The organism is Rhodobacter sp. NTK016B (assembly GCF_017303295.1).
Taxonomy (GTDB): domain Bacteria; phylum Pseudomonadota; class Alphaproteobacteria; order Rhodobacterales; family Rhodobacteraceae; genus Pararhodobacter.
In genome coordinates, this window is sequence record NZ_JAFKOK010000002.1 from 40,578 (window position 1) to 62,497 (window position 21,920).

The 21,920-nt window shown below is 66.5% G+C and carries 20 protein-coding genes and 1 tRNA gene; 14 read left to right on the forward strand and 7 right to left on the reverse strand.

What is annotated here, in order from left to right:
- The first annotated feature begins 24 nt into the window (after positions 1 to 24).
- Positions 25 to 2,082 carry a glycine--tRNA ligase subunit beta gene (glyS, locus tag JI664_RS02500; protein ID WP_207012145.1) on the forward strand — a complete coding sequence of 686 codons (2,058 nt, stop codon included), beginning with the start codon at positions 25 to 27 and terminating at the stop codon, positions 2,080 to 2,082.
- A 103-nt stretch (positions 2,083 to 2,185) separates the two neighbouring features.
- Here the strand turns inward: glyS and rnpA are convergent, their stop codons facing one another.
- Positions 2,186 to 2,521 carry a ribonuclease P protein component gene (gene rnpA / locus JI664_RS02505; RefSeq protein ID WP_207012146.1) on the reverse strand — a complete coding sequence of 112 codons (336 nt, stop codon included), beginning with the start codon at positions 2,519 to 2,521 and terminating at the stop codon, positions 2,186 to 2,188.
- A 121-nt stretch (positions 2,522 to 2,642) separates the two neighbouring features.
- A complete protein-coding gene (rpmH, locus tag JI664_RS02510; protein WP_207012147.1) occupies positions 2,643 to 2,777 on the reverse strand; it encodes a 50S ribosomal protein L34 in 135 nt (44 codons plus the stop codon).
- Between the two features lie 290 nt (positions 2,778 to 3,067).
- On the opposite strand from rpmH, the gene JI664_RS02515 reads away from it, so the two are divergent.
- From JI664_RS02515 to trpS, 5 genes are all read left to right on the forward strand, one after another.
- Complete coding sequence (locus JI664_RS02515; RefSeq protein ID WP_207012148.1) at positions 3,068 to 3,787, forward strand: TVP38/TMEM64 family protein; 720 nt, start codon at positions 3,068 to 3,070, stop codon at positions 3,785 to 3,787.
- 3 nt (positions 3,788 to 3,790) lie between these two features.
- Positions 3,791 to 5,203: a dihydrolipoyl dehydrogenase family protein gene (locus JI664_RS02520; RefSeq protein ID WP_207012149.1), complete on the forward strand. Its 1,413-nt coding sequence runs from the start codon at positions 3,791 to 3,793 to the stop codon at positions 5,201 to 5,203.
- 22 nt (positions 5,204 to 5,225) lie between these two features.
- Positions 5,226 to 6,614: a sensor histidine kinase gene (locus JI664_RS02525; protein ID WP_207012150.1), complete on the forward strand. Its 1,389-nt coding sequence runs from the start codon at positions 5,226 to 5,228 to the stop codon at positions 6,612 to 6,614.
- A gap of 121 nt (positions 6,615 to 6,735) precedes the next feature.
- Positions 6,736 to 6,812, forward strand: a tRNA-Arg gene (locus JI664_RS02530).
- Positions 6,813 to 7,096: 284 nt separating this feature from the next.
- The gene (gene trpS, locus JI664_RS02535) at positions 7,097 to 8,098 is read left to right on the forward strand and encodes a tryptophan--tRNA ligase (protein WP_207012151.1); all 1,002 of its coding nucleotides are present in this window, start codon (positions 7,097 to 7,099) and stop codon (positions 8,096 to 8,098) included.
- Positions 8,099 to 8,122: 24 nt separating this feature from the next.
- Here the strand turns inward: trpS and JI664_RS02540 are convergent, their stop codons facing one another.
- Positions 8,123 to 9,748, reverse strand: coding sequence for a thiamine pyrophosphate-binding protein (locus tag JI664_RS02540; protein WP_207012152.1), 1,626 nt, complete (start codon positions 9,746 to 9,748; stop codon positions 8,123 to 8,125).
- A gap of 211 nt (positions 9,749 to 9,959) precedes the next feature.
- Here JI664_RS02540 and JI664_RS02545 point away from each other — a divergent pair, with 211 nt between their 5' ends.
- From JI664_RS02545 to JI664_RS02555, 3 genes are all read left to right on the forward strand, one after another.
- Positions 9,960 to 10,724, forward strand: coding sequence for a tellurite resistance TerB family protein (locus tag JI664_RS02545; RefSeq protein ID WP_207012153.1), 765 nt, complete (start codon positions 9,960 to 9,962; stop codon positions 10,722 to 10,724).
- 99 nt (positions 10,725 to 10,823) lie between these two features.
- Positions 10,824 to 11,564 carry a heparan-alpha-glucosaminide N-acetyltransferase gene (locus JI664_RS02550; RefSeq protein WP_207012154.1) on the forward strand — a complete coding sequence of 247 codons (741 nt, stop codon included), beginning with the start codon at positions 10,824 to 10,826 and terminating at the stop codon, positions 11,562 to 11,564.
- A gap of 98 nt (positions 11,565 to 11,662) precedes the next feature.
- The gene (locus JI664_RS02555) at positions 11,663 to 13,132 is read left to right on the forward strand and encodes a class I adenylate-forming enzyme family protein (protein ID WP_207012155.1); all 1,470 of its coding nucleotides are present in this window, start codon (positions 11,663 to 11,665) and stop codon (positions 13,130 to 13,132) included.
- Here JI664_RS02555 and JI664_RS02560 read toward each other — a convergent pair.
- The 4 genes from JI664_RS02560 to JI664_RS02575 all read right to left on the reverse strand — a co-directional run bounded on the left by JI664_RS02560 (position 13,127) and on the right by JI664_RS02575 (position 17,057).
- Positions 13,127 to 13,582 carry a PaaI family thioesterase gene (locus tag JI664_RS02560; protein WP_207012156.1) on the reverse strand — a complete coding sequence of 152 codons (456 nt, stop codon included), beginning with the start codon at positions 13,580 to 13,582 and terminating at the stop codon, positions 13,127 to 13,129. The two genes, JI664_RS02555 and JI664_RS02560, sit on opposite strands and share 6 nt — an antisense overlap.
- The gene (locus JI664_RS02565) at positions 13,575 to 14,393 is read right to left on the reverse strand and encodes an IclR family transcriptional regulator (protein WP_207012157.1); all 819 of its coding nucleotides are present in this window, start codon (positions 14,391 to 14,393) and stop codon (positions 13,575 to 13,577) included. Before JI664_RS02565 ends, JI664_RS02560 begins: the two co-directional genes overlap by 8 nt.
- Positions 14,394 to 14,464: 71 nt before the next feature.
- Entirely contained in the window at positions 14,465 to 15,469 is a 1,005-nt protein-coding gene (locus JI664_RS02570; RefSeq protein ID WP_207012158.1) for a winged helix-turn-helix transcriptional regulator, read from the reverse strand.
- A gap of 34 nt (positions 15,470 to 15,503) precedes the next feature.
- On the reverse strand, positions 15,504 to 17,057 hold the full coding sequence (locus JI664_RS02575) for a carotenoid oxygenase family protein (RefSeq protein WP_207012159.1): 1,554 nt from the start codon (positions 17,055 to 17,057) through the stop codon (positions 15,504 to 15,506).
- On the opposite strand from JI664_RS02575, the gene JI664_RS02580 reads away from it, so the two are divergent.
- From JI664_RS02580 to JI664_RS02600, 5 genes are read left to right on the forward strand one after another with little or no spacing between them, the layout of a single operon-like run.
- Positions 17,056 to 17,289: a hypothetical protein gene (locus tag JI664_RS02580; protein WP_207012160.1), complete on the forward strand. Its 234-nt coding sequence runs from the start codon at positions 17,056 to 17,058 to the stop codon at positions 17,287 to 17,289. The two genes, JI664_RS02575 and JI664_RS02580, sit on opposite strands and share 2 nt — an antisense overlap.
- A gap of 29 nt (positions 17,290 to 17,318) precedes the next feature.
- Positions 17,319 to 18,032 carry an alpha/beta fold hydrolase gene (locus JI664_RS02585; RefSeq protein ID WP_207012161.1) on the forward strand — a complete coding sequence of 238 codons (714 nt, stop codon included), beginning with the start codon at positions 17,319 to 17,321 and terminating at the stop codon, positions 18,030 to 18,032.
- The gene (locus tag JI664_RS02590; protein WP_207012162.1) at positions 18,029 to 18,970 is read left to right on the forward strand and encodes an NAD(P)H-dependent flavin oxidoreductase; all 942 of its coding nucleotides are present in this window, start codon (positions 18,029 to 18,031) and stop codon (positions 18,968 to 18,970) included. The genes JI664_RS02585 and JI664_RS02590 overlap by 4 nt, the downstream gene beginning before the upstream one ends.
- Positions 18,967 to 20,655, forward strand: a complete 1,689-nt coding sequence (locus JI664_RS02595; protein WP_207012163.1) for a class I adenylate-forming enzyme family protein — start codon at positions 18,967 to 18,969, stop codon at positions 20,653 to 20,655. The genes JI664_RS02590 and JI664_RS02595 overlap by 4 nt, the downstream gene beginning before the upstream one ends.
- Entirely contained in the window at positions 20,648 to 21,883 is a 1,236-nt protein-coding gene (locus JI664_RS02600; RefSeq protein ID WP_207012164.1) for an acetyl-CoA acetyltransferase, read from the forward strand. Before JI664_RS02595 ends, JI664_RS02600 begins: the two co-directional genes overlap by 8 nt.
- Positions 21,884 to 21,920: the final 37 nt, after the last annotated feature.

Consider the following 21,920-nt stretch of genomic DNA (forward strand, 5'->3'; position numbering starts at 1 on the left):
CCCACAGAGCGCCCCGGTGATGCCATGCCCGATATCCTGATCGAACTCTTTTCCGAGGAAATCCCTGCGCGCATGCAGACCCGCGCCGCCGAGGATCTCCGCAAGCTGGTCACCGACGGGCTGGTCGAGGGCGGTCTCACCTATGCCCATGCCCGCAGCTTTTCGACCCCGCGCCGGCTGGTTCTGGCCATCGAGGGCCTGACCGACGAAAGCCCCACCCTGCGCGAAGAGCGCAAGGGCCCCAAGGTCGGCGCGCCCCAGCAGGCCATCGACGGCTTTCTGCGCGCAACCGGGCTGACGATGGACGACCTGATCACCAAAGAGGACAAGAAGGGCGCCTTCTACCTCGCGATGATCGAGAAACCCGGTCAGCCCGCCGCCGAAATCCTCTCGGCCGTGCTGGAAAAAACCATCCGCAACTTCCCCTGGCCGAAATCCATGCGCTGGGGGGCGGGCAGCCTGCGCTGGGTGCGTCCGCTGCATTCGATCATCGCGCTGATGGTGTCCGAAGCGGGCGCCGAAATCGTGCCGCTCGACATCGACGGCATCAAGGCGGGCAATACCACGCGCGGCCACCGCTTCATGGCGCCCGAGCCCTTCACCGTGTCCGGCTTCGAAGATTACGCGGCCAAGCTGAAACGCGCCTGCGTCGTGCTCGACGCGGCCGAGCGCGCCGAGACGATCCTCAACGAGACGCAGAACCAGGCCTTCGCGCTGGGGCTTGAACTGGTCGAGGACAAGGGTCTTCTGGCCGAGGTCGCAGGCCTCGTCGAATGGCCCGTCGTGCTGGTGGGCGAGATCGGCGCCGACTTCCTGTCGCTGCCGCCCGAAGTGCTGCAGACCTCGATGCGCGAACATCAGAAGTTCTTTTCGCTGAAAGACAAGTCTGGGCAGATTGTTCGTTTCGTGACAGTCGCCAACCGCGAGACCGCCGATAACGGCGCCACCATCCTCGCCGGCAACCAGAAGGTGCTCGCCGCCCGCCTGTCGGACGCGAAATTCTTCTGGGAGAACGACTTGCGCGTAGTGGCGAATGTCGGACTTTCGGGCATGGCCGAGGGCCTCGCCAACGTCACCTTCCACAACAAGCTGGGCAGCCAGAAAGCGCGGATAGATCGCATTTCTGCCCTCGCCCGCGAAATCGCCCCGCTGGTCGGCGCCTCGCCCGACCTCGCGCATGAAGCCGCCGAAGTCGCCAAGGCCGATCTCCAATCGGCCATGGTGGGCGAGTTCCCCGAACTGCAGGGCACGATGGGCGTCTACTACGCCAAGGCCGCAGGCCTGCCCGACGCCGTCGCCCATGCCTGCAAGGCGCATTACCAGCCCCTCGGCCCCTCGGACGACGTCCCGACCGAGCCGGTTTCCGTCGCCGTGGCGCTGGCCGACAAGATCGACACGCTCACCGGCTTCTGGGCCATCGACGAGAAGCCGACGGGCTCGAAAGACCCCTTCGCGCTGCGGCGCGCGGCGCTGGGGGTGATCCGGCTGATCCTGACCAACGATCTGCGCGCCCCTCTTACCGAGGTTTTCGCCAAAGCTTATCCCGGCGCCGATGTCACCGACCTCCTCGCCTTCTTCCACGACCGCCTGAAGGTGTACCTGCGTGATCAGGGCATCCGCCACGACGTGATCGACGCCTGCTTGGCCATGCCCGGCAATGACGACCTCACCCTCCTCGTCGCCCGTGCCCGGGCGCTGCAGGCCACGCTGGAAACCGATGACGGCGAGAACCTGATCCAGGCCTATAAGCGCGCCAACAACATCCTGACGCAGGCCGAGGAAAAGGACGGCGTCGAATACTCTTTCGGCGCCGACCCGAAATTCGCCGAAACGGACGAGGAACGCGCGCTCTTCACCGCCCTCGACACCGCACAGGCGCAGATCGCCCCCGCCATGGCACAGGAAGACTTCGCCACCGCCATGGCGGCTATGGCTGCCCTGCGCGCCCCGGCCGATGCCTTCTTCACCGCCGTGCAGATCAATTCCGACAACGAGATCCTGCGCCGCAACCGGCTGAACCTGCTCAGCCGCATCCGGCAGATCTGCCTGTCCGTCGCCGATCTCGGCAAGCTCGACGGCTGAACGACAAAGGGGCGCCCGAAACCGGCGCCCCTCATCTTTAATCGACAAATATCCTGGGGGGTGAGGGCGCAAGCCCGAGGGGGGCAAAGCCCCCCTTCCCGCCTCAGCCGTGGACCCGCGCCAGCGCCTTGCGCAGATCGCCGCGCAGCGCGTCGAAATCCCGCTCGGCCGTGGCGCCCGGCTTGCCCACCAGCACGTAATCCCAGCCCGTCAGCCCCTCGGCCAGCAACACCTCGTGTGCCAGCGCTCTCAGCCGCCGCTTGGCGCGGTTGCGCGCCACCGCGTTGCCGACCTTCTTGGAACAGGTAAAGCCCACCCGCAGCCCCTCGCCGGGCTCGCCCTCGGCGCGCTCGCGCGCCTGCAGCAGAAAGCCGGGCGCCGGGGCGCGGCGGGCCTTGGACGCGGCGACGAATTCACGGCGTTGCTTGAGGACATTCATGCCAGCACCCACGCATGACGAAGCCGCCGGGGCCGCCTGTCCTCCGCAGAAAAGCGGGTCAGGGGCACATCCGGCGGCGTCAAAGGCGTCACCTCGGGCCGAAAAGCCCGATCCCGAAAGATCAGGCCGACAGCTTCTTGCGACCGCGCGCACGACGCGCGTTCAGGATCTTCTGGCCGGCCTTGGTGGCCATGCGCGAACGGAACCCGTGACGCTTCTTGCGAACCAGGTTCGACGGCTGGAAAGTACGTTTCATTGCTTCGGTCCTTCTTGTCGGCCCGAATCCAATGGCCGGGATTCGAGGGCTTCATGTTCTGAGGGCCGGGCAATAGCCGGGGTCGCGCCCCAAGTCAACGCCGCGCGGGCCGAAACACGCCGATATTCAGGCCCGGAACACCAAAAAACGCCACCCTTAACGCTGTCCTGCGCCAACCGGCCCCGTGCGAGCGCGCATGGCGGTTGCTCTCGGGCCGTTAGCCTGCCACGAAAGAGCGAATCCCGGCAAGCGCGTGTAACAACACCGTGCTCCGTTTCGTCCCGGCAGGCATGACACAGCAGACTTCGTTCTTTTCCGCCCTGCGCCGCTGGCTGCCGCTGGCGCTGATCGTCACCGGCGCGGTGGCGGGCTTCGTGCTGTTTCGCGACCGGCTGACCTTTGACACGCTGGCCCAGAACCGCGAGGCGCTGCTCGCCTTCGCCGCCGCGCATCCCGTGGCCACGCCCGCGCTGTTCATGGCCAGCTATCTGCTGATCGTCGCCTTCTCGCTGCCCGGCGCCACATGGGCCACGCTCACGGGCGGCTTCCTGTTCGGGCTGTTTCCGGGCGTGTTCTACAATGTCACCGGCGCCACGCTGGGCGCGCTGGCGCTGTTTCTTGCCGTGCGGCGTGGCTTCGGACGAGGGCTGCGGGCCCGGATCGATGCCTCGGACGGGCGGGTGCGGCGCCTGAGCGACGGGATCCGCGCCAACGAGGTGCCGATGCTTATGTCCATGCGGCTGATCCCGGTCGTGCCGTTCTTCGTGGCCAACCTGATCCCCGCCTTGCTCGATGTGCCGGCGCGGCGTTTCGGCTGGACGACTTTTGTCGGAATCCTGCCCGGCGCGCTGGTCTATACATGGATCGGCGCGGGTCTGGGCGCGGTTTTCGAGCGCGGCGAGCGGCCCGATCTGTCTGTCATATTTGAACCTTATGTGCTGGGGCCTATCCTTGGGCTGGCGGCGCTGTCGCTGCTGCCCGTTCTCATCAACCGCAAGCGGAGACCCTAGACCATGCTCAAGACCGATCTCTGCGTCATCGGCGCCGGTTCCGGCGGCCTTTCGGTGGCGGCAGGCGCGGCGCAGATGGGCGCCTCGGTCGTGCTGATCGAGGGGCACCGGATGGGCGGCGATTGCCTGAATTACGGCTGCGTGCCGTCGAAAGCGCTGCTGGCCGCAGGCAAGGCCGCGCAGGCGGTCCGCACCGGCGGGCCGGGTGTCGAGGGCACACCGCCGCAGGTGGATTTCGCCGCCGCCAAGCGCCATGTCACCGATACCATCGCCGCCATCGCGCCCCATGACAGCCAGGAGCGGTTCGAAGGGCTCGGCGTTACCGTGATCCGCGACTGGGCGCGCTTCACCGGCCCCGACGAGGTCGAGGCGGGCGGCGAGCGGATCCGCGCCCGGCGTTTCGTCATCGCCACCGGCTCGCGTCCCTTCGTGCCGCCGATCGCGGGGATCGACGCCACGCCCTATCTGACCAACGAGACGATCTTCGACCTGCGCGAAGCGCCGGGCCATCTGCTGATCATCGGCGGTGGGCCGATCGGGCTGGAAATGGCGCAGGCGCATCGGCGGCTGGGCAGCTCGGTCACCGTGATCGAGGCCGGCGCCGCGCTGGGGCGTGAAGACCCCGAGGCGGCGGCGCTGGTGCTCGAGCGGCTGCGCGGCGAGGGAATCGAGATCGTCGAACACGCGCAGGCCAACCGCGTCGGCGGTCGCACCGGCGGCATCGAGGTCGAGGTCGCGGGCGGTACGATCTTCGTGGGCACCCATCTGCTGGTCGCGGTCGGGCGCCGCCCGTCGCTTGAACGGCTTGATCTGGACTGCGCGAATGTGCGGCAGACGAAAAGCGGGATCGACACCGACGACAGCCTGCGCAGCCGCACCAACCGGCGCGTCTATGCCGTGGGCGACGCGGCGGGGCGCGGCCAGTTCACCCATCTTGCGGGCTATCATGCCGGGCAGGTCGTGCGCTCGGCGCTCTTTGCCCTGCCCGCGCGGGTCCGCGACGACCACATACCGCGCGTCACCTATACCCAGCCCGAACTGGCGCAGGTGGGGCTGACCGAATCGCAGGCGCGCGACCGATTCGGCGGACGGATGCAGGTGCTGCGGGTCGCGATGGACGGCAACGACCGCGCCCTTGCCGAGGGGCATGTGCAGGGCTTCCTGAAGGTCATGGAGGTCGGCGGTCGCCCTGTCGGCGCCACGCTTGTGGGCGCAGGGGCTGGCGAGCAGATCGCCCTGTGGTCGATGATGATCGCCAACAAGATGAAAATGGGCGCTTTGGCCGCAACCGTTATGCCCTATCCGACCATGGCAGAGCTTTCCAAACGCGCGGCCTCTGCCTATTTTAGCCCGAAACTGTTTGATAATCATTTGATCAGAAACGTGGTACGGGCGCTTCAGCGCTGGGTCCCGTAGCCACGACGATCGCGGGACGGGTATGTTCTTTCGGACGCTTTCAGGCCGCTTCCTGCTGCTCACGATGATCTTCGTGCTGCTGGCCGAGGTGCTGATCTTCGTGCCCTATGTGGCACGCTACCGCGAGGATTACCTGCTGACGCGCGTCGAGCGGGCTCAGATCGCGTCGCTCGCGCTCTTGGCCTCGGACGGGCAGATCAGCGACAAGCTGGCCGAGGAACTGCTCGATACCGCGGGGGTCTACAACGTCGTGCTGCGGCGCGACGCGGTGCGCGAACTCGTGCTGTCCTCGCCCGTCCCGGCCCCCGTCAGCGCGACCTATGATCTGCGCGACGGCTCGATCTGGCCGCTGATGCGCGACGGCCTCGCCGCGCTGTTTCTGCCCGACAACACCGTCATCCGGCTGATCGGCGACCCGGTACAGGAAGCGGGGCTGCTGATCGAAGTCACGATGAACGCGGACCCGATGCGCGACAGCCTGCAGGATTACGCGATGCGTATCCTCGTTCTGTCTCTGATCATATCGGTCGCCACCGCCGCCTTACTGTTTTTGTCGGTGCAGCGGCTGATCGTGACGCCGATCCGGCGCGTCGTGCGTTCGATGGCGACCTACGCCAAGGCGCCCGAGGATGCGCGCTCGCTCATCGTTCCCGACAGCCGGGTGACCGAATTGCGCGAGGCCGAGGAAGCGCTGCTGCATCTGCAGGAAGACCTGATGAAGGCCCTGCGTCAGAAAGAGCGGCTGGCGCAGCTTGGCGGCGCCGTCGCGCGCGTCAGCCACGATTTGCGCAACATCTTGTCCACCGCCTCGCTGCTGGCCGACCGGATCGAGCGCTCGGACGATCCCAAGGTCGCGCGCGCCGCGCCCAAGCTGCTCAACTCGCTCTCGCGCGCGATCAGCCTGTGCGAATCGACGCTCGCCTTCGGCAAGGCCGAAGAACCGCCGCCCCGCCTGACCCAGTTCGTCCTGCGCCCGATGGTCGAGGATCTGGTGGAAAGCGAAACGATGGCGGCAGGCGACGGCACACAGCTGGTCGAATTCCTTGTCGATGTCCCTGCCACGCTGAGCCTGCGCGCCGATCCCGAACAGATCCACCGCGTGCTGACCAATCTGGTGCGCAATGCGCGGCAGGCGATCGAGGCCACCGGCAAGCAGGGCTGCATCGAGGTCACCGCCCGCGACACCGAAGAGGGTACGGCGATTCGCGTCATCGATACCGGGCCGGGCCTGCCGCAGCGTGCGCGCGAAAACCTGTTCGCGGCCTTTCAGGGCGGCGCGCGCAAGGGCGGAACCGGGCTGGGTCTGGTGATCGCGGCCGAGCTGATCCGCGGCCATGGCGGCGCGCTGAGCCTTGAGCGCAGCGACGAGGAAGGCACCGAATTCCGCATCCTGCTGCCGCATTCGATGTAAGCGCCGAGGGAAGCGGCAGGCGCGCACCAGCCCCCCGAACGCCCCCTAGAAATTTCGCACAAGAAATCCGCATGCCCCCCTTGCGCTGTCCGACAGAGGGCGGTACATGACGCCCCACAGCGCACCCGTAGCTCAGCTGGATAGAGCACCAGACTACGAATCTGGGGGTCAGAGGTTCGAATCCTTTCGGGTGCGCCAAAGAATTCAAGGGCTTGGACCGCGTGTCCGGGCCCTTTTTCTTTGCCGTCCCGCGCTATCCGTCATACCGCGACTGCCGCTGCGCGCTTGCCGATTGACGGCCTCGGCGCCCGCCGCTACATGCCTTGGCCATGGAAAACACGATGAACATCGCAACCCTCTGGTGGCTGGTCTCCTGACAAGGCGGCCGGAACATCCACTTTCCCCGAGGCCGCCGCATGGGCGGCCTTTTGTTTTCCACGTGTCCCCCCTGCGGCCCCTCGCCCGTTTCACGAGGACACATCATGACCAGACCCGTCATCCTGACCGGAGACCGCACCACCGGCCCGCTGCATATCGGCCATTACGCGGGCTCGCTTGCGAACCGGCTGCGCAGTCAGGACAGCCACGAGCAATTCCTGCTGCTCGCCGATACGCAGGCCCTGACCGATAACGCCCATGACCCGGACAAGGTGCGGCGCAGCGTGATCGAGGTCGCGCTGGATTATCTTGCGGTCGGGATCGACCCGGCGCGCTCGACGATCTGCCTGCAATCGCATCTGCCCGCGCTGGCGGAATTGTCGATGCTCTACCTGAATTTCGTCACCGTCGCGCGGCTGGAACGCAATCCCACCATCAAGGACGAGATCCGCGCGCGTGGCTTCGGGCGCGACATCCCGGCGGGCTTTCTGTGCTACCCGGCGGCGCAGGCGGCCGATATCACCGCCTTCAAGGCGACCGTGGTGCCGGTGGGGGCCGATCAGGCGCCGCTGATCGAACAGACCAACGAGATCGCGCGCCGCATCAACGCCGCCGCCGGGCGCGCGGTCCTGCCCGAAGCCCAGGCGGTGATCCCGGAAACGGGCCGCCTGCCGGGCATCGACGGCAAAGCGAAAATGTCGAAATCCGGCGGCAATGCCATCACGCTTTCGGCCTCGCCCGACACGATCCGTGCCGCCGTCCGGGCAATGTTCACCGACCCGGACCATCTGCGCGTCGAGGATCCGGGCCGGGTCGAGGGGAATGTCGTCTTCACCTATCTCGACGCTTTCGACGAAGACCGCGACGCTCTGGCCGAACTCAAGGCGCATTACCGCCGCGGCGGTCTGGGCGACGGGAAGATCAAGGCGCGGCTCGAAGGCATCCTGCAGGCCCTGATCGCGCCGATCCGGGAACGCCGCGCCTTGCTGGCCCGGGACAAAGCGCATGTGCTGGACATCATCCGCGACGGCACCGAGCGCGCCCGCGCCCGGACCGAAGCCACAAAGCGCGAGGTGGTCGAGGCTCTGGGCCTGTTCCGGCTCTAAGCGCCGGACCGCCGCCCCGTCCCGTTACATCCGCATGCGTGGCACGTCGTCGGGGTCGAGCTTCAGTTCGATCAGAAGCGGGCGGTCGCGGTTCGCGATCGCCTCGGCCGCCGCGTCGAGATCGTCGGCCGAGGCCACCGTGACCCCCGCCCCGCCCAGCGCGGTCGCGATGTCGGCGAAAGAGGGCCAGTCGAATTGCGACAGCGCCGGGTCCATCTGCCGGTCGCGGAACTGGATATGCTCGGCGCCGTAAGCCGCGTCATTGGCGATGATGACGATCAGGTCCAGCCCCATCCGTACCGCCGTGTTGAACTCGGTCAGCCCGCCAGCCATGAAGCCGCCATCGCCCGTAAACAGCGCCACCGGCACGCCCGGCGCGGCCAGTCCCGCGCCGATCGCCTGCTGCAGGCCCAGCCCGATCGAGCCGAAATTGGTCGAGACAAGGAATCGCCTCGGCTCGGGGGCGGAAAGACGGCACCAGACCTCGGTCATGAAGCGCCCGCCATCGGTGGCCAGCACCCGCCCGCGCGGAAGCGCCGCGTCCAGCCGGTCCAGCGCATGGGCGAAATCCACATGACCGGGGGATGCCCCCTCGGGGCGCCCCGGCGGATGCTGTGCCACACTGGCCGCGTCGATCTCACCCGCGAAGCCCGAAGGCGCGATCTCGGCTTCGTCGAGCCAGTGCAGGATATTTCCGGCAGTCAGACCGGCATCGGCGATCAGCGCGGCGTCAGGGCGGTAATTTGCGGTGAAGGTCGCGGGATCGGTGTTGACCTGCACCACCCGCTTGCCCTCCAGAAGCTTGCCCTTGTCGGTGGTGAACTGATGCAGACTGGCGCCGAAGGCGATGACGCAATCGGCCTTGGCGATCACGTCATAGGCGCCGGGCGCGCTGAGCGTGCCGAAGATGCCGATATTGTTGGGATGGCCCGCGAACAGCCCCTTGCCCTTGAGCGTGGTGGCGAGCGGCGCTTCCAGCCGCTCGGCCAGCGCGATCAGCCTGTCCTTCGCCCCGACCGCGCCACGGCCCGCCAGAATCACGGGCCGCCGGGCCGAGGCGATCATGCCGATGGCCTCGTCCAGCGCGTCCCCCTCGGGCACGAAAGCGGGCGTGTCGAAGACCGGCAGGACCGTCCGGCGATGCGCCACTTCCTGCCACATCAGGTCCGAAGGCATGTTCACAACGATGGGCCGCCGCTCGACCCGCGCGCGGTAGAAAGCGGTGGCGACATCCTCGGCCGCGTGGGCCGCCGAGCGCATCTGCTCGAACCCGGCCCCGGTTGCTTTCACAACCTCGCGCTGGTCGATATTTTGCGAATTCTGCGGCGTGGTCACCGCCGTATCGCCCGCCAGCAGCACGATCGGCACCCGCCCGCGCACCCCTTCGGTCAGCGCGGTCGAGCAATTGGTTAGCGCCGGGCCGTGGGTGATCGTGGCCAGCCCCACCTTGCCCGAGACCTGCGCATAGGCCAGCGCCATCAGCACTGCACTGCCCTCATGCGCGACGGGAACGAAGGTGCCGCCGCCTTCGCGGACGTAGTGGTTCACCATGAACAGGTTGGCATCGCCCATCAGGCCGAAGATCGTGTCGATGCCGTGATCCAGTACCGCCTGCGCGATGGATTGGTGGCAGTAAGTCGTGTCGCTCATGGTTCCCCCCTCGTCTGTGCCGTGTCCGGGCGGGCCCGGGGTTCGGCGCGCGGCGGAGGAGACACCATTTCCCCCCGATTGGAAAGCGCCGCCCAGCGGAAAACCGGCGATACGATCACCATGGCGTGGGCGCACCTTTTGTCATTCTTGAATTTCCCCGGATCGTCCCCACGTCGAAATCGGACCCCGGAAACACGGAAGGATTGCACGGATGTTCGACGCGCGGCGCTTGCTGGATCAAGTTATGAACTCGGCCCAAGGGGGCGATCTGTCCCGCATGGCGCGCGACCTGACAGGCGGCGCGGGCAATGCCGGTCTGCCAGAGGCCGCATCCGGCACCGCCCCGCAGGCGCCGTCGGGCAACAGCCAGCTCTGGAAAGGGGCCGCCGCCGGGGGCCTTGTGGGCCTGCTGATCGGCAACAAGAAATCGCGCAAGATGCTGGGCAAGGGCGCGGGCACGGCATTGAAGCTCGGCGGCCTCGCCGCTGTCGGCGCGCTCGCCTATACCGCGTGGCAGCGCCACAAGGGGGCGCAGGACGGCGCGCAGGGCGCGTCCCGGACGGCGCAGCTTCAGGCGCCGCCCGCAGACAGCACCTTCGCGCCCGAGCGCACGCCCGCCGGAGCCGAGACGCTGGCGCGCGGGGTGATCGTCGCGATGATCCAGGGCGCGAAGGCCGACGGCCATGTCGATGCACAGGAACAACAGCGCATCTTCGGCCATATAGAGACGCTCGATCTGTCACCCGATGCCAAGGCTTTCGTGATGGACGAACTCGCCGCGCCGCAAGATCCCGCCCGCGTAACCGCCTTTGCCTCGTCACCCGAAGTGGCCGCGGAGCTCTATGCGGCCTCGCTGCTGGCGATGGATCCCGACACGCCCGAGGAACGCGCCTATCTCGACCAGCTGGCCCACAGCCTGCGGCTTGAACAGGGTCTCGTGCGCGAGATCGAGGCGACCGTGGAAAGCGGCGTCTGAGGCATGGGCGCGCGCTCCCTGCGCGCGCGCCGCCCTTGACAGCGCAGCGCGCGGCGCTTTCTGTCCTGAACGGACCCAAGGCAGAAGGCGCGGCGCGGCATGGACGAATACTCACCCCCCGAAGCCGCGCGCACCCCTTCCCGCCTCGCCTCGATAGACATCGCGCGGGGCGTGGCTCTGATCGGCATGGTGATCTTTCATTTCACCTTCGATCTGGAATTCTTCGGACAGATCGACCCGGGCACGATCACCTCGCTGCCTTGGCGGCTTTTCGCCCGGCTGGTTGCTGGCAGTTTCGTCCTGCTCGCCGGGGTCAGCCTGATACTGGCCGCGCGCGGGGGACTGAACCGCCCGGCCTTCTGGCGCGACACCGCCAAAATCGCGCTGGCGGCGCTGCTGGTCAGCATGGTCACCTATGTAGCTCTGGGCGAGGTCTGGGTGTTCTTCGGCATCCTGCACATGATCGTCGTCGGGCGCATCCTCGGGCTGCTGGTGCTGCGCTGGCGCGCATGGGCGCTGGCGCTTCTGGGCGTCGCGGTCTGGGCGCTACCCTATCTGGTGCAGTTCCCGGTCTTCGATACGCGCTGGCTGGCATGGATCGGGTTTTCCGTGCTGCAACCGCCCAGCATGGATCTGGAACCGATCTTTCCGTGGTTCGGCCCGTTTCTGCTGGGCATGGCGCTGGCGCGCGCTTTTCTGATCGATGCCAGACCCGGCCCGCAACCCGGCCAAACCGGACTGGCACTGGCTTGGGCCGGGCGGCACAGCCTGATCATTTATCTGTTGCACCAGCCGGTGCTTCTGGGTGGAATGTTCGTCCTGTTCACGCTGATTGGATGAGCAGCCACGTTCCATCATCCGGTACTTCGTTCTGAAAATATTGACGACTTGCCCGTCTTGGCGTTACCTCCCCGCACGGACAGTGCTGGAGGGACGTGATGGACTGGGTCGACAAGCTGATCGACGGGCATGACGGCGCGCTGACCGCGATCATCGACGATTCAGGCAAGCGGACCGATTATCGCACCCTGCGCCGCGAGACCGAGGATTGCGACGCAGCGCTGGTCGCGGCGGGCGTGCGTCCCGGCGACCGGGTGATGCTGGTGGCCGAGAACAGCCCGCTCATCGCCCCCGTGCTGCTGGCCTGCGCGCGGCTGCGGGCGTGGTGCGTGCCGGTCAATGCCCGCCTGACCGCCGCCGAACTGGACGCGCTGCGCGCCCATTCCACGCCGCGGGTGACGATCTTTACCAACGTGGTCTCGCCCGATGCCGCTGCCCATGCCAAGCGTCTGGGCGCAAAGTCGGGGCCGCCGGTGATGCGCCGGCAACTGACCTATCTGACCGATCTCAAGGCGCGGCCCGAACCCGTCGGCAAGACGCCGCAGACCCAGCCGATGCTGCTGATCTATACCTCGGGCACGACCGGCGCGCCCAAGGGCGTGATGCTCAGCCATGCCAGCGTCAGCTGGAATGCCCGCATCGCCGCCGAGATGCGCGCGATGACGCCCGAGGACGAGCTTCTGCTCACCATCCCCGGCACCCATATCATGGCGCTGGCGACCGGTTATCTTGCCGCGCTGCGGGCCGGGGCGGCGGTGCGACTGATGACGCGTTTCAGCGTCGACGGCGCACTGAACGGGCTGGCGCAGGGCGCGACGATTTTCTCGGTGGTGCCGCAGGTCTACCGCCTTTTGCTGGACCGGATCGACGCCGGAACCCCGCTTGTCGCCCCACGCCTGCGCCAGATCGGCTGCGGCGGCGCCCCGCTCGATCCCGGACTCAAGGCGCGGATTGAAACCGTGTTCGGCCTTCCGCTGCATAACGGCTACGGCATGACCGAGGCGGGGCCGGGCATCGCCTCGACCACGATGGGGCCAAAACGCGAGGACGGCTCGGTCGGTTATGCCTTTCCCGGCTGCGAATTGCGCGTCGACAGCCCGGGCGAGGACGGCGTGGGCGAGTTGCAGGTGCGTGGCCCCAACGTGATGCTGGGCTATTTCCGCGACCCCGACGCCACCGCGCAGGCGATGACCGAAGACGGCTTCCTGCGCACCGGCGATCTGGTGCGGCTCGACCCCGACGGCGCCCTGCATCTTGCCGGGCGCTCGAAGGAACTGATCATCCGCTCGGGCTTCAACGTCTATCCGGCCGAGATCGAGACACTCTTGCTGACCTGCCCCGGCGTGCGGCAGGCCGCCGTCGCGGGACGGCAGGCGCAGGACAACGAAGAGGTCCTGGCCTTCGTCACCACCGATGGCAGCACCGACGCGGCGACGATCAAGAGCTTCCTCGACGACCGTCTGGCAGCCTATAAGCGGCCGCAGATCGTCACCGTCGTGGCGGAGATGCCGCTCAATGCCAATGGCAAGATCATGAAGGCCCAGCTGGTCGCCGGGCTGGCCTCATGAGCGCGGCCTGACGACCTTGAACGTGCCGGTCGCGGTCGCGATGAGAACGCCGGTATCGTCGCGGATCTCGCCTTCAGAGAAATAGATCGACTTGCCGCCGCCGGTCCGACGCCCGTCGGCGATCAGCCGCGAGCCTTTGGGCTGGGCCAGATAGCTGACATTGAGGTTCAGCGTGACCGAGGGGCGGAACCTGTCGGGCGCGCCATCCCAGCACCCCGCCGCGCCCAGCGCGCTGTCCAGCATCGTCGCATAGACGCCGCCATGCGGAATCCCCAGCCTGTTCATGTGCCGGGGCTCGACCGCCAGCTCGAAGCGCGCGCGGTCCTCTTCGAACAGGCTGCGCCTGAGGCCCAGCCCCTGCAGAAACCCGCCCTGAGCAAAGAACGATTCGGGTTCATCCCCTGTCGTCGCGTCGGCATTTTTCGTGACTGTCTTCGTCGTGTCAGGCATCGGCTTCGGGCCTCAGGCTAAGGGTCCGTGCCGCGCGCAGAAGGCGCGGCGCATAATGGGTGAGAAGATCTTCGGGCGGGTTCAGGAAGCCGAAACCGCCGACATTGATGCTGTAGAGCGCATTGCCCTGCTGCGGAATGACCGGTGCCGCGACGCCGTTGATCTCGCGCCGCCATTCCCCGAACGAGGTACAGAAACCCCACCGCGCATAGTCTTCGCGCGCGCGGGCCAGACCGTTAGCCATCCGCTCGCGATCTTCGGGCGCGGCGTCGTGCTGCGCTTCGGCCAGCAGGGCGTCCTGCTTGTCTTCGGGCAGGCCCATCAGGGTCGCGCGCCCGATCGAGCTGTGAAACAGCGGCACCTGCGCCCCCAGATGAAACACCATCGAGACCGAGTTCGGAAAGCGATAGGTCGAGAGATACACGATCGACTGGCCATAGCGCTCACCAAGGGCGGCGGCGACGTTGTGGTTGTCGCCCTTGCAGACCTCGGCCAGTTCCATGGCCGCGCGGTCCTTCAGTTCCATGCCCGACAGCACACCGTAACCCAGCGTCAGCGCCCCCGGACCCAGGCGATAGGCGCCGCCCGGATCGGCCTGCACCAGATAGCCGAGCTTGCACAGCGTATAGGTCAGCCGCGTAACGGTGGCCTTGGGCAAGCCCGTGCGCTGCGCGAAGATCTGGTTGGACAGATAGACTTCGTTGGGCCTGAAGGCCCTCAGAATCGACAGGCCCCGCGCCAGCGCGGTGACGAATTTCGGATCGCTGCTCTCGGCTTCAACCACGTCGGGGCCGTCGTCATCGTCTCTCAAATCCGTGTCCTCGCCACCGATATTCCGCATGGCAGAATACTATTCCAAAATTGAAACGCAACTCCCGGTAGTTATGTACTCCGTCTCGGGCGAATGGCCAGCGACTCGCGCGCCAGCCATTCCCCGCAATGATCGCAACGGTAGCGCCCGCGCAGGATCGCGCCACAGGCATGACGGCGCGGATCGGGCGGGGGCTGGCCTTCGTTGCACCAGCGGTCGCCCCATTCGGCAATCGCCAGAAGCAGCGGAAAGAACCCTTCGGCGCGCGGAAGCACGGAATAGAGCAGCTTGCGCCCCTGCGCTTCTTCCCGGATCAGACCCAGCGCGCGCAGCTTGTCCAGCCGGTCGCGCACCACGTTCGGACCGAGCCCCAGCTCGCCCGCGATGGCCAGCATGTGACGCGGGCCCTGAAACAGCAAATACAGGATCTCGTTGCACGGCAGATCCCCCACCAGCGATGCCGCGACCATTCCCCCGGCCTGCGGCGCGGCGGCGGTGAAGCTGGCATCGTTGCGCCGCGCCAGCCGGGGGCGCGGTCCGCTTTCGAACTGCTCGGGCTGGCTGCGCTCGACCGTCACGCTGGCGCCGGTCGCAGGCTCGCCGCAGGCGCTACAGCAATATTGCGCGCCCAGCACATGGCCGCAGCCCTTGTGCACGATATCGAAGGGCAGGATGTCGGCGTCGTTGGGATTGGCCTGATGCCACAGCCAGATCGCGTACATCGCGTCCGACAGATCGTAGGTCTTTGCGGTCGGCGCGTATTCCAGCACCCCCTGCCCCGGACCGACGAAACGGCGATAGAGCATCTGTTCGTGACACAGGGTCGCCAGACGCAGCGACAGCGTCTGCTTGGGGATGTTGAGCGCGCGCTGCATCACCGCGAAACGCCGCGTGCCGTTGAAGATCTCCTTGAGGATCAGCATCGTCCACGGATCGGCCAGCACGCGCAGCGCCCGGCGCAGCGCCGTGGCGGGCGGTCCTGCCGGGGTATCGGCTTCGGCGTCATAGGACGTGTCGGCGTGCGGGTGCAGGGGGTCGGGGGCAGTCAGATCGGCATCCTTTTTGCGCCGACCCAAGCACGCCCCCGCGCCGCTGTCCATCCGGGCGACCTCAGGCCGGCCAGATATCCGCGCCGTCGATCCAAGTCGTATGGAACCCGATCGAGATCCGGCGGGGGATCTTCACCTTGGCAATCGGCTTGGTGATGTCGTCGGCGTCGAAGATCAGACAGGCCGACGACCAGTCGTTGGAATCGGTGACGAAGGTGACGGGATAGGCCTTGCCCTCGCCGCCGTCGCGCCCCGCGCCCCGGGCCGGCGCGACCGGCGCTTCCGAACCGTAGACGCCCGCGCCGTAATCGTAGGTCTGCGTCTCGCCGGTTTCGAGATCGTAGCGCATCATCCCGTTGAAGGTCTGGCAGCGCCCCTCAAGCGTGCCGTCGCGCGCTTCGGGGATGATCTGGTTGTAGGAATAGCGCGTCTTGCGGCCCAGATAATTGCCGTTGACCGTCGGGAATTCGGTGTTGCGGTCGTCGATCGGGCCTTCGCGCGTCTCGCCGGTGCGGGTGTTGAAGCTCCAGCGATAGAGGATATGCGAGCGGCGGCGATAAGCCATCATCGAGGCCAGATGGTGATCGGCGGGGTCCTTGACCGGCATCGGGTCTTCCTGACGGCAGCCGATCATGTGGACCCACTCGCCCTCTTCCCACGAATTCGAGATATGCAGGATGTAGCAGGGCTCGGCCTCGAACCACTGCACCTTGTCCGAGCGCCCGAACCGGTCGATCAGCCCGAATCGCGCGGGCACGTCGCGATGAAAGCCCATCACCCGGCGCTTGTGTTTCTTCAGCAGCTCGACATCGTGGTAGAACGGCAGATCGTGCAGGATCGCGTAATTCTCGGTCAGGCCCATATCGTGCGGCGAGCGCGGGCCGCCCAGATCGATATCGATGTCGAACAGCAGATTCCCGTCGGGATCGGCCATGCCGTAAGACATGTAGGGCGGCTCGTCCTGATAATTGAAGAAGAACAGCTCCTTGGTGAAGGGATCGGTCTTCGAATGCGCCGAGACCGAATGGTGCAGCTTGCCGCCCAGCGTCTCGCGCCCCACGGTTTCCAGCGTCAGCGGATCCACCCGGTAAGGATCACCCGCCATGTACCACAGCGACAGGACATGGCCGTTGTAAAAGATGACATCGGTGTTCGAGACATCCTTGATGGGCGAGCCGGGCAGCCGGAAATCGTAAGGCCCGGCCAGACCTGGCCAGATCGCCTTGCCGGCTTTCTCTTCGACAAGAAAGGCACCGTTGCGCACGTATTTCTGCCGGAAGGTCGCTTTCCCGTCGCGGAAATAGATCGCCCGAAGCTGCGCATCGCCATCATAGTAGTGGTACTTGGAATTCACCGGCTCGAAGCGCTGCGAGGGGCCGTTCATCACGTAGGCGCCGCACAGATCGTCGGGGATCTCGCCTTCGACCTCCAGATCCTCGGCCTCGTATTCCACATCCGTGGGCGCGAAGGCGCCGTGCAGATAGGGGTGATCGTAATGCCAGATCCAGTCCGGCGCATCGGGCGGCGGGGTGCCGTCCGGGGCATACATGCGGACATTCGCCCGCGTCACGGCCAGCGGCGTGTCGTCGTGCTCGTGCGGAGGATCGAGGGGCATGGCGGCATCCTATGTTTCGTTATCTAGACCAAAAATGCAGATAACGAGACCAGAAGTCAAGAAGAAGCGGTCGCGCCGCAAACACACACCGCCGCCGGTCAACCCAAGCGACCGAAATTACGCGATTTCTTCAAAATGCAGCCAGGACTCCGTCGAAGCGGGTTCCGCTTATCAAAACATCATTCTGAAAAATCCAATTTCTGCCTTGACCAACGCAAAATTCAAGGTCTAGTAATTGTATCAACGAGGGAGGAGCGAGACATGCCGGAACTGGTCTGCTTGCCGGGATTGTTGTGCGAGACCGAGGTCTTCGCGCCACTTTTGGCCGCACTGAACATACCGGCACGCGCCATCGCCCTGCCTCGCAGCGACAGCTTCGACGCCATCGTCGACACCCTTGCCCCGCAGATTCCCGACGGCGCCACGCTTCTGGGCATGTCGATGGGCAGCTACCTCGCCCTCGCCCTCGCGCGCCGTTATCCGGCCAAGGTCGGCGCGCTGATTCTGGTCGGCACCAACGCCGCCGCCGACTCGCCCGAAGCGGCCACCCAGCGCGGCAAGGTCGCCCGCTGGGCCGCGCGCGAAGGGATCGAGGCGCTGGCGACGATCATCGCCGACACCATGCTTTCGCCCGCGCGCCGCGACGATGCCACCCTGCGCGAGACGATCCGCAGAATGGCCGCAGCGCAGGGGATCGGGCGTTTCACCGACCACCAGACCGCGCTTGCCACGCGCCCCGACCAATCCGAAAGCCTTGCCGCCCTTGCCTGCCCGGTCCTCGTGATCACCGGCAGCGCCGACACCGTGACCCCGCCCGCAGCCGGGCGCGCGGTGGCCGAGGGCGTCACCAAGGGCCGCTATGTTGAGCTTGACGGGGTCGGACATATGGCGGTGCTTGAAGCACCCGAGGCCGTGGCGGCACTGATCGAAGATTTTCACGCTAACCCTGCGCGGCTGAAGGATACGACGCAATGAATTTGAAAGACCGCCTCGCCCGCCTGCGTCTGCCCGCCTTCGCGGCGCCGATGTTTCTGGTATCGGGGCCCGATCTGGTCGTTGCCTGCTCGAAAGCGGGCATTATCGGTAGCTTTCCCGCGCCGAACCTGCGTACCAGCAAGGAACTGGGCGGCTGGATGTCCGACATTCGGTCGCGCCTGACCGAAGACGACGCGCCATGGGCGCTGAACCTCGTGACCCATTCCACCAGCCCGCGCCTGCCCGGCGATCTGGAACAGGTGGCCGAATACCAGCCGCCTATGGTCATCACCGCGCTCGGCAGCCCCAAGCCGGTGATCCCGACCGTTCACGCCTATGGCGGGCTGGTCTTTGCCGATGTGATCTCGGTCGAGCTGGCGAAAAAGGCTGCCGATGCGGGCGTCGACGGGCTTGTGCTGGTCTGCTCGGGCGCGGGCGGGCATACCGGTGAGCTGAGCCCGATGGTGTTCGTTGAGCGCGTGCGCCAGTTCTTCGACGGCTACATCGCGCTTGGCGGCGCCATCAATACCGGCGAGGCCGTGCTGGCGGCGCAGGTTCTGGGTGCCGATTTCGGCTATATCGGCACCGCTTTCCTTGCCGCCGAGGAAAACATCGCCCAGCCCGAATACCGCGAGATGTGCATCGAATGCGACGCCTCGGACCTGATGGTCACGCGGGCCTTCACCGGCGCGCGCGCCTCGATGATGAAGCCGTCGATGATCAACAAGGGCCTCGATCCGGCCGAGCTGGAATTCAAGGTGGCCAAGTTGAACTTCACGGGTCGCCAGAACGAAACCGTCAAACCGTGGTCCGGTATCTGGGCCGCGGGGCAAGGGGTGGGCAAGATCGAAGCCGTCGAACCCACCGCCGTCATCGTCGACCGGCTGGCCCGCGAGTACGACGCCGCCAAGGCCCGCACCCGGAGCCTGTGCGCATGACCAGCCCCTTTCCGCCCGAGATCCGCGCCCGCTACCGCGACGAGGGGCATTGGGGTGACATCACCCTGCCCGCGATGTTCGCCACGACCTGCGAGCGCGTGCCCGAAAGGCTGGGCCTTGTCGATGCCCCCAACCGCCCGCAGGTCGCGGGCGGGCAGATCCAGCGGCTGACCTATGCGCAGATGCGCGTGGCCGTCGACCGCTATGCGGCGCTGTTGCAGGCGCACGGGCTGGGCCCCGGATCGCTGATCGCGACGCAATTACCCAATATCGCCGAAACCGTGCTGCTGTACCTCGCCATCGGCCAGATCGGCGCGGTGCTCAGCCCGATTTCCATTGCCTATCGCTCGGGCGAGCTGCGCGACCTGTCCAAGGTCGCGGGCTTCGACGCCTATATCTCGCTGGCCAGCCTGAAAGGGCAGCCCTTCTATGCCGAGCGGCTCGACGCGCTGCCCGACAGCGTGCTGCGGCTGGGCATCGGCGACGGCCTGCCCGACGGTGTGACGCCGCTCGATATAGACGCGCCCGGGATTGCAGCCCCGAAGCCCGCCAAGCTGGATGCCGACGCGCTTTACGCCGTGTTCTGGACCTCGGGGACCGAGGGCGTGCCGAAGGCCGTGCCCAAGACCCACAACAACATGATGGCCTCGTCCCTTGGCGCGTGGAAGAAGCTCAACCTGCCCGACGGCGCCAATATCCTTGCACCCTTCCCCTTCGTGAATGCCGCCGCCGTCAGCGGGCTGATGATGTGCTGGATGCGCACGGCGGGGGCGCTGTTCCTGCACCACCCGTTCGACGTGGCGGTGTTCCTAATGCAGCTGAAAAGCGAAGACATCACCTATACGATGGTCGCGCCCACCGTGCTGGTCTATCTGCGCGGACTGGCGTCCGACCCTGATCTGCATCCCGCGCTGAACCGGCTCATTGCCATCGGCACCGGCTCGGCCCCGCCCGACCCCGAGGTCTTCGTCTTTTTCCAGGACAAGTTCGGCATCCCGATCGTCAATTTCTTCGGCTCGAACGAGGGCGCGCAGATGTGTTCGTCGGTCGATCGCCTGCCCGATCCGCGACAGCGCGCCGCCTTCTTCCCGCGCGACGGCGATGAAAGCTGGAAGCCCGAGCTGCGCACCGCCAATGGCGGCAGCTTCAAGCTGGTCGATCCCGCCACCGGTGCCGCCGTCACCGAACCGGGCAAGCTGGGCGAGATGTATCACCGGGGGCCGGCGCTGCTCCCCGGCTATTATTCCCGCGCGGGGCTCGATCGCAGCAAGTTCACCGAGGACGGGTTCTTTCCCTCGGGCGATCTGTTCCAGATCTCGGAATGCGGCACGCTGATCCGCTTCCATGCACGCTCGCGCGAACTCATCGTGCGCGGCGGCATGAAGATCTCGCCTGTCGAGCTCGACAACACGCTCTCGGCCCTGCCCGGCGTGCGCGAGGTGGCGACCGCCGCCTATGCCGATCCCCAGATGGGCGAAAAGGTCTGCCTGTTCGCCGCGCTGGACCCCGGCCACAACCTGACGCTGCCCGATGTCGCCGCCTTCTGCGACCGCGTGGGGATGGCAAAATTCAAATGGCCAGAGCGGCTGGAAATCGTCGAGGCCCTGCCCCGCACGCCGCTGGCCAAACTCGACCGCAAGGCGCTGGCCCGTTGGCTCGCCGAACATGGAGAAGCCCATGCCTGAACCCGTCTATATCCTCGGCGGCGCACAAAGCGATTTCGCCCGCAACTGGGCCCGCGAAGGGCTGGGCATCGACGCGATGATGCGTGACGTGCTGTTCGAGGGGCTGGAGAATACCCGTCTTGAGCCGCGCGACCTGCAATCGGTGCATGTCGGCAATTTCGTGGCCGAACTGTTCTGCGGTCAGGGCCAGCTTGGCGGCATGATCGCATCGCTGCATCCCGACCTGTCGGGCATCCCCACCCAGCGCCACGAGGCCGCCTGCGCCTCGGGCTCGATGGCGGCGCTGGCGGCGGCGGCGGAAATCGAAGCGGGGCGCTATGATCTGGTGGCCGTTCTGGGTGTGGAATACATGCGCAACGTGCCCGGCCAGAAGGCCGCCGAGAACCTCGGCGCCGCCGCCTGGGCAGGGCGCGAATGGCAAGACGCGACCTATGTCTGGCCCGCCGCCTTCGCCGATCTGATCGACGCTTACGGCGAGAAATTCGGCCGCATCGATTACGCCCATCTGGGCGAGATCGCGCGCATCAACTACGCCAACGGCAAGCGCAATCCCAATTCGCAGACCCGGAAATGGGCCTTCAACGACCGTTCTTTCACCGAGGATGACGACGCCAACCCGGTGATCGAAGGCCGCGTGCGCCGCAACGATTGCGGGCAGGTCACGGACGGCGCTGCGGTGGTGTTTCTGGCCTCGGCCAAACGCGCAGCGGAATACGCCAAGGCACGCGGGCTGCAACTGTCGGATCTGGCCAAGATCGACGGCTGGGGCCATCGCACCGCGCCAATGATGCTGTCGGAAAAGCTGACTGAGAGCCGCAACGACCGTTTCGTGCTACCACATGTCAACAAGGCGATCCGCGAAAGCTTCGCGCGCGCCGGGATCGACAACGCGTTTCAGCTGGATGCCATCGAAACCCACGATTGCTTTGCGATGACCGAATACGCGGCCATCGACAGCTACGAGATCACCGCGCCGGGCGAAAGCTGGAAGGCGGTGGAAGAGGGCGTGATCGCGCCGGGCGGCAAGCTGCCGATCAACCCGTCGGGCGGGCTGATCGGGCTGGGCCATCCGGTGGGCGCCACCGGCGTGCGCATGATGCTCGACGGCTACAAACAGGTCACCGGCAAGGCCGGCGATTATCAGGTCGAGGACGCGAAACGCGTGGGCCTGTTGAATATCGGCGGCTCGACGACCACCATCGCGTCCTTTGTCGTCGGTCGCGGATAGAACGAACGCCCCGGGCAAAGCCCGGACATAATCACGA

Coding starts and splice junctions, on each gene's coding strand:
- JI664_RS02575 (WP_207012159.1), bottom strand. CDS start 17,057: ATGCCCCTCGATCCTCCGCACGAGCACGACGACACGCCGCTGGCCGTG.
- JI664_RS02555 (WP_207012155.1), top strand. CDS start 11,663: ATGGACTGGGTCGACAAGCTGATCGACGGGCATGACGGCGCGCTGACC.
- JI664_RS02585 (WP_207012161.1), top strand. CDS start 17,319: ATGCCGGAACTGGTCTGCTTGCCGGGATTGTTGTGCGAGACCGAGGTC.
- JI664_RS02560 (WP_207012156.1), bottom strand. CDS start 13,582: ATGCCTGACACGACGAAGACAGTCACGAAAAATGCCGACGCGACGACA.
- rpmH (WP_207012147.1), bottom strand. CDS start 2,777: ATGAAACGTACTTTCCAGCCGTCGAACCTGGTTCGCAAGAAGCGTCAC.
- JI664_RS02600 (WP_207012164.1), top strand. CDS start 20,648: ATGCCTGAACCCGTCTATATCCTCGGCGGCGCACAAAGCGATTTCGCC.
- JI664_RS02595 (WP_207012163.1), top strand. CDS start 18,967: ATGACCAGCCCCTTTCCGCCCGAGATCCGCGCCCGCTACCGCGACGAG.
- JI664_RS02550 (WP_207012154.1), top strand. CDS start 10,824: ATGGACGAATACTCACCCCCCGAAGCCGCGCGCACCCCTTCCCGCCTC.
- JI664_RS02590 (WP_207012162.1), top strand. CDS start 18,029: ATGAATTTGAAAGACCGCCTCGCCCGCCTGCGTCTGCCCGCCTTCGCG.
- JI664_RS02540 (WP_207012152.1), bottom strand. CDS start 9,748: ATGAGCGACACGACTTACTGCCACCAATCCATCGCGCAGGCGGTACTG.
- JI664_RS02515 (WP_207012148.1), top strand. CDS start 3,068: ATGACACAGCAGACTTCGTTCTTTTCCGCCCTGCGCCGCTGGCTGCCG.
- glyS (WP_207012145.1), top strand. CDS start 25: ATGCCCGATATCCTGATCGAACTCTTTTCCGAGGAAATCCCTGCGCGC.
- JI664_RS02520 (WP_207012149.1), top strand. CDS start 3,791: ATGCTCAAGACCGATCTCTGCGTCATCGGCGCCGGTTCCGGCGGCCTT.
- rnpA (WP_207012146.1), bottom strand. CDS start 2,521: ATGAATGTCCTCAAGCAACGCCGTGAATTCGTCGCCGCGTCCAAGGCC.
- JI664_RS02580 (WP_207012160.1), top strand. CDS start 17,056: ATGGCGGCATCCTATGTTTCGTTATCTAGACCAAAAATGCAGATAACG.
- trpS (WP_207012151.1), top strand. CDS start 7,097: ATGACCAGACCCGTCATCCTGACCGGAGACCGCACCACCGGCCCGCTG.
- JI664_RS02525 (WP_207012150.1), top strand. CDS start 5,226: ATGTTCTTTCGGACGCTTTCAGGCCGCTTCCTGCTGCTCACGATGATC.
- JI664_RS02545 (WP_207012153.1), top strand. CDS start 9,960: ATGTTCGACGCGCGGCGCTTGCTGGATCAAGTTATGAACTCGGCCCAA.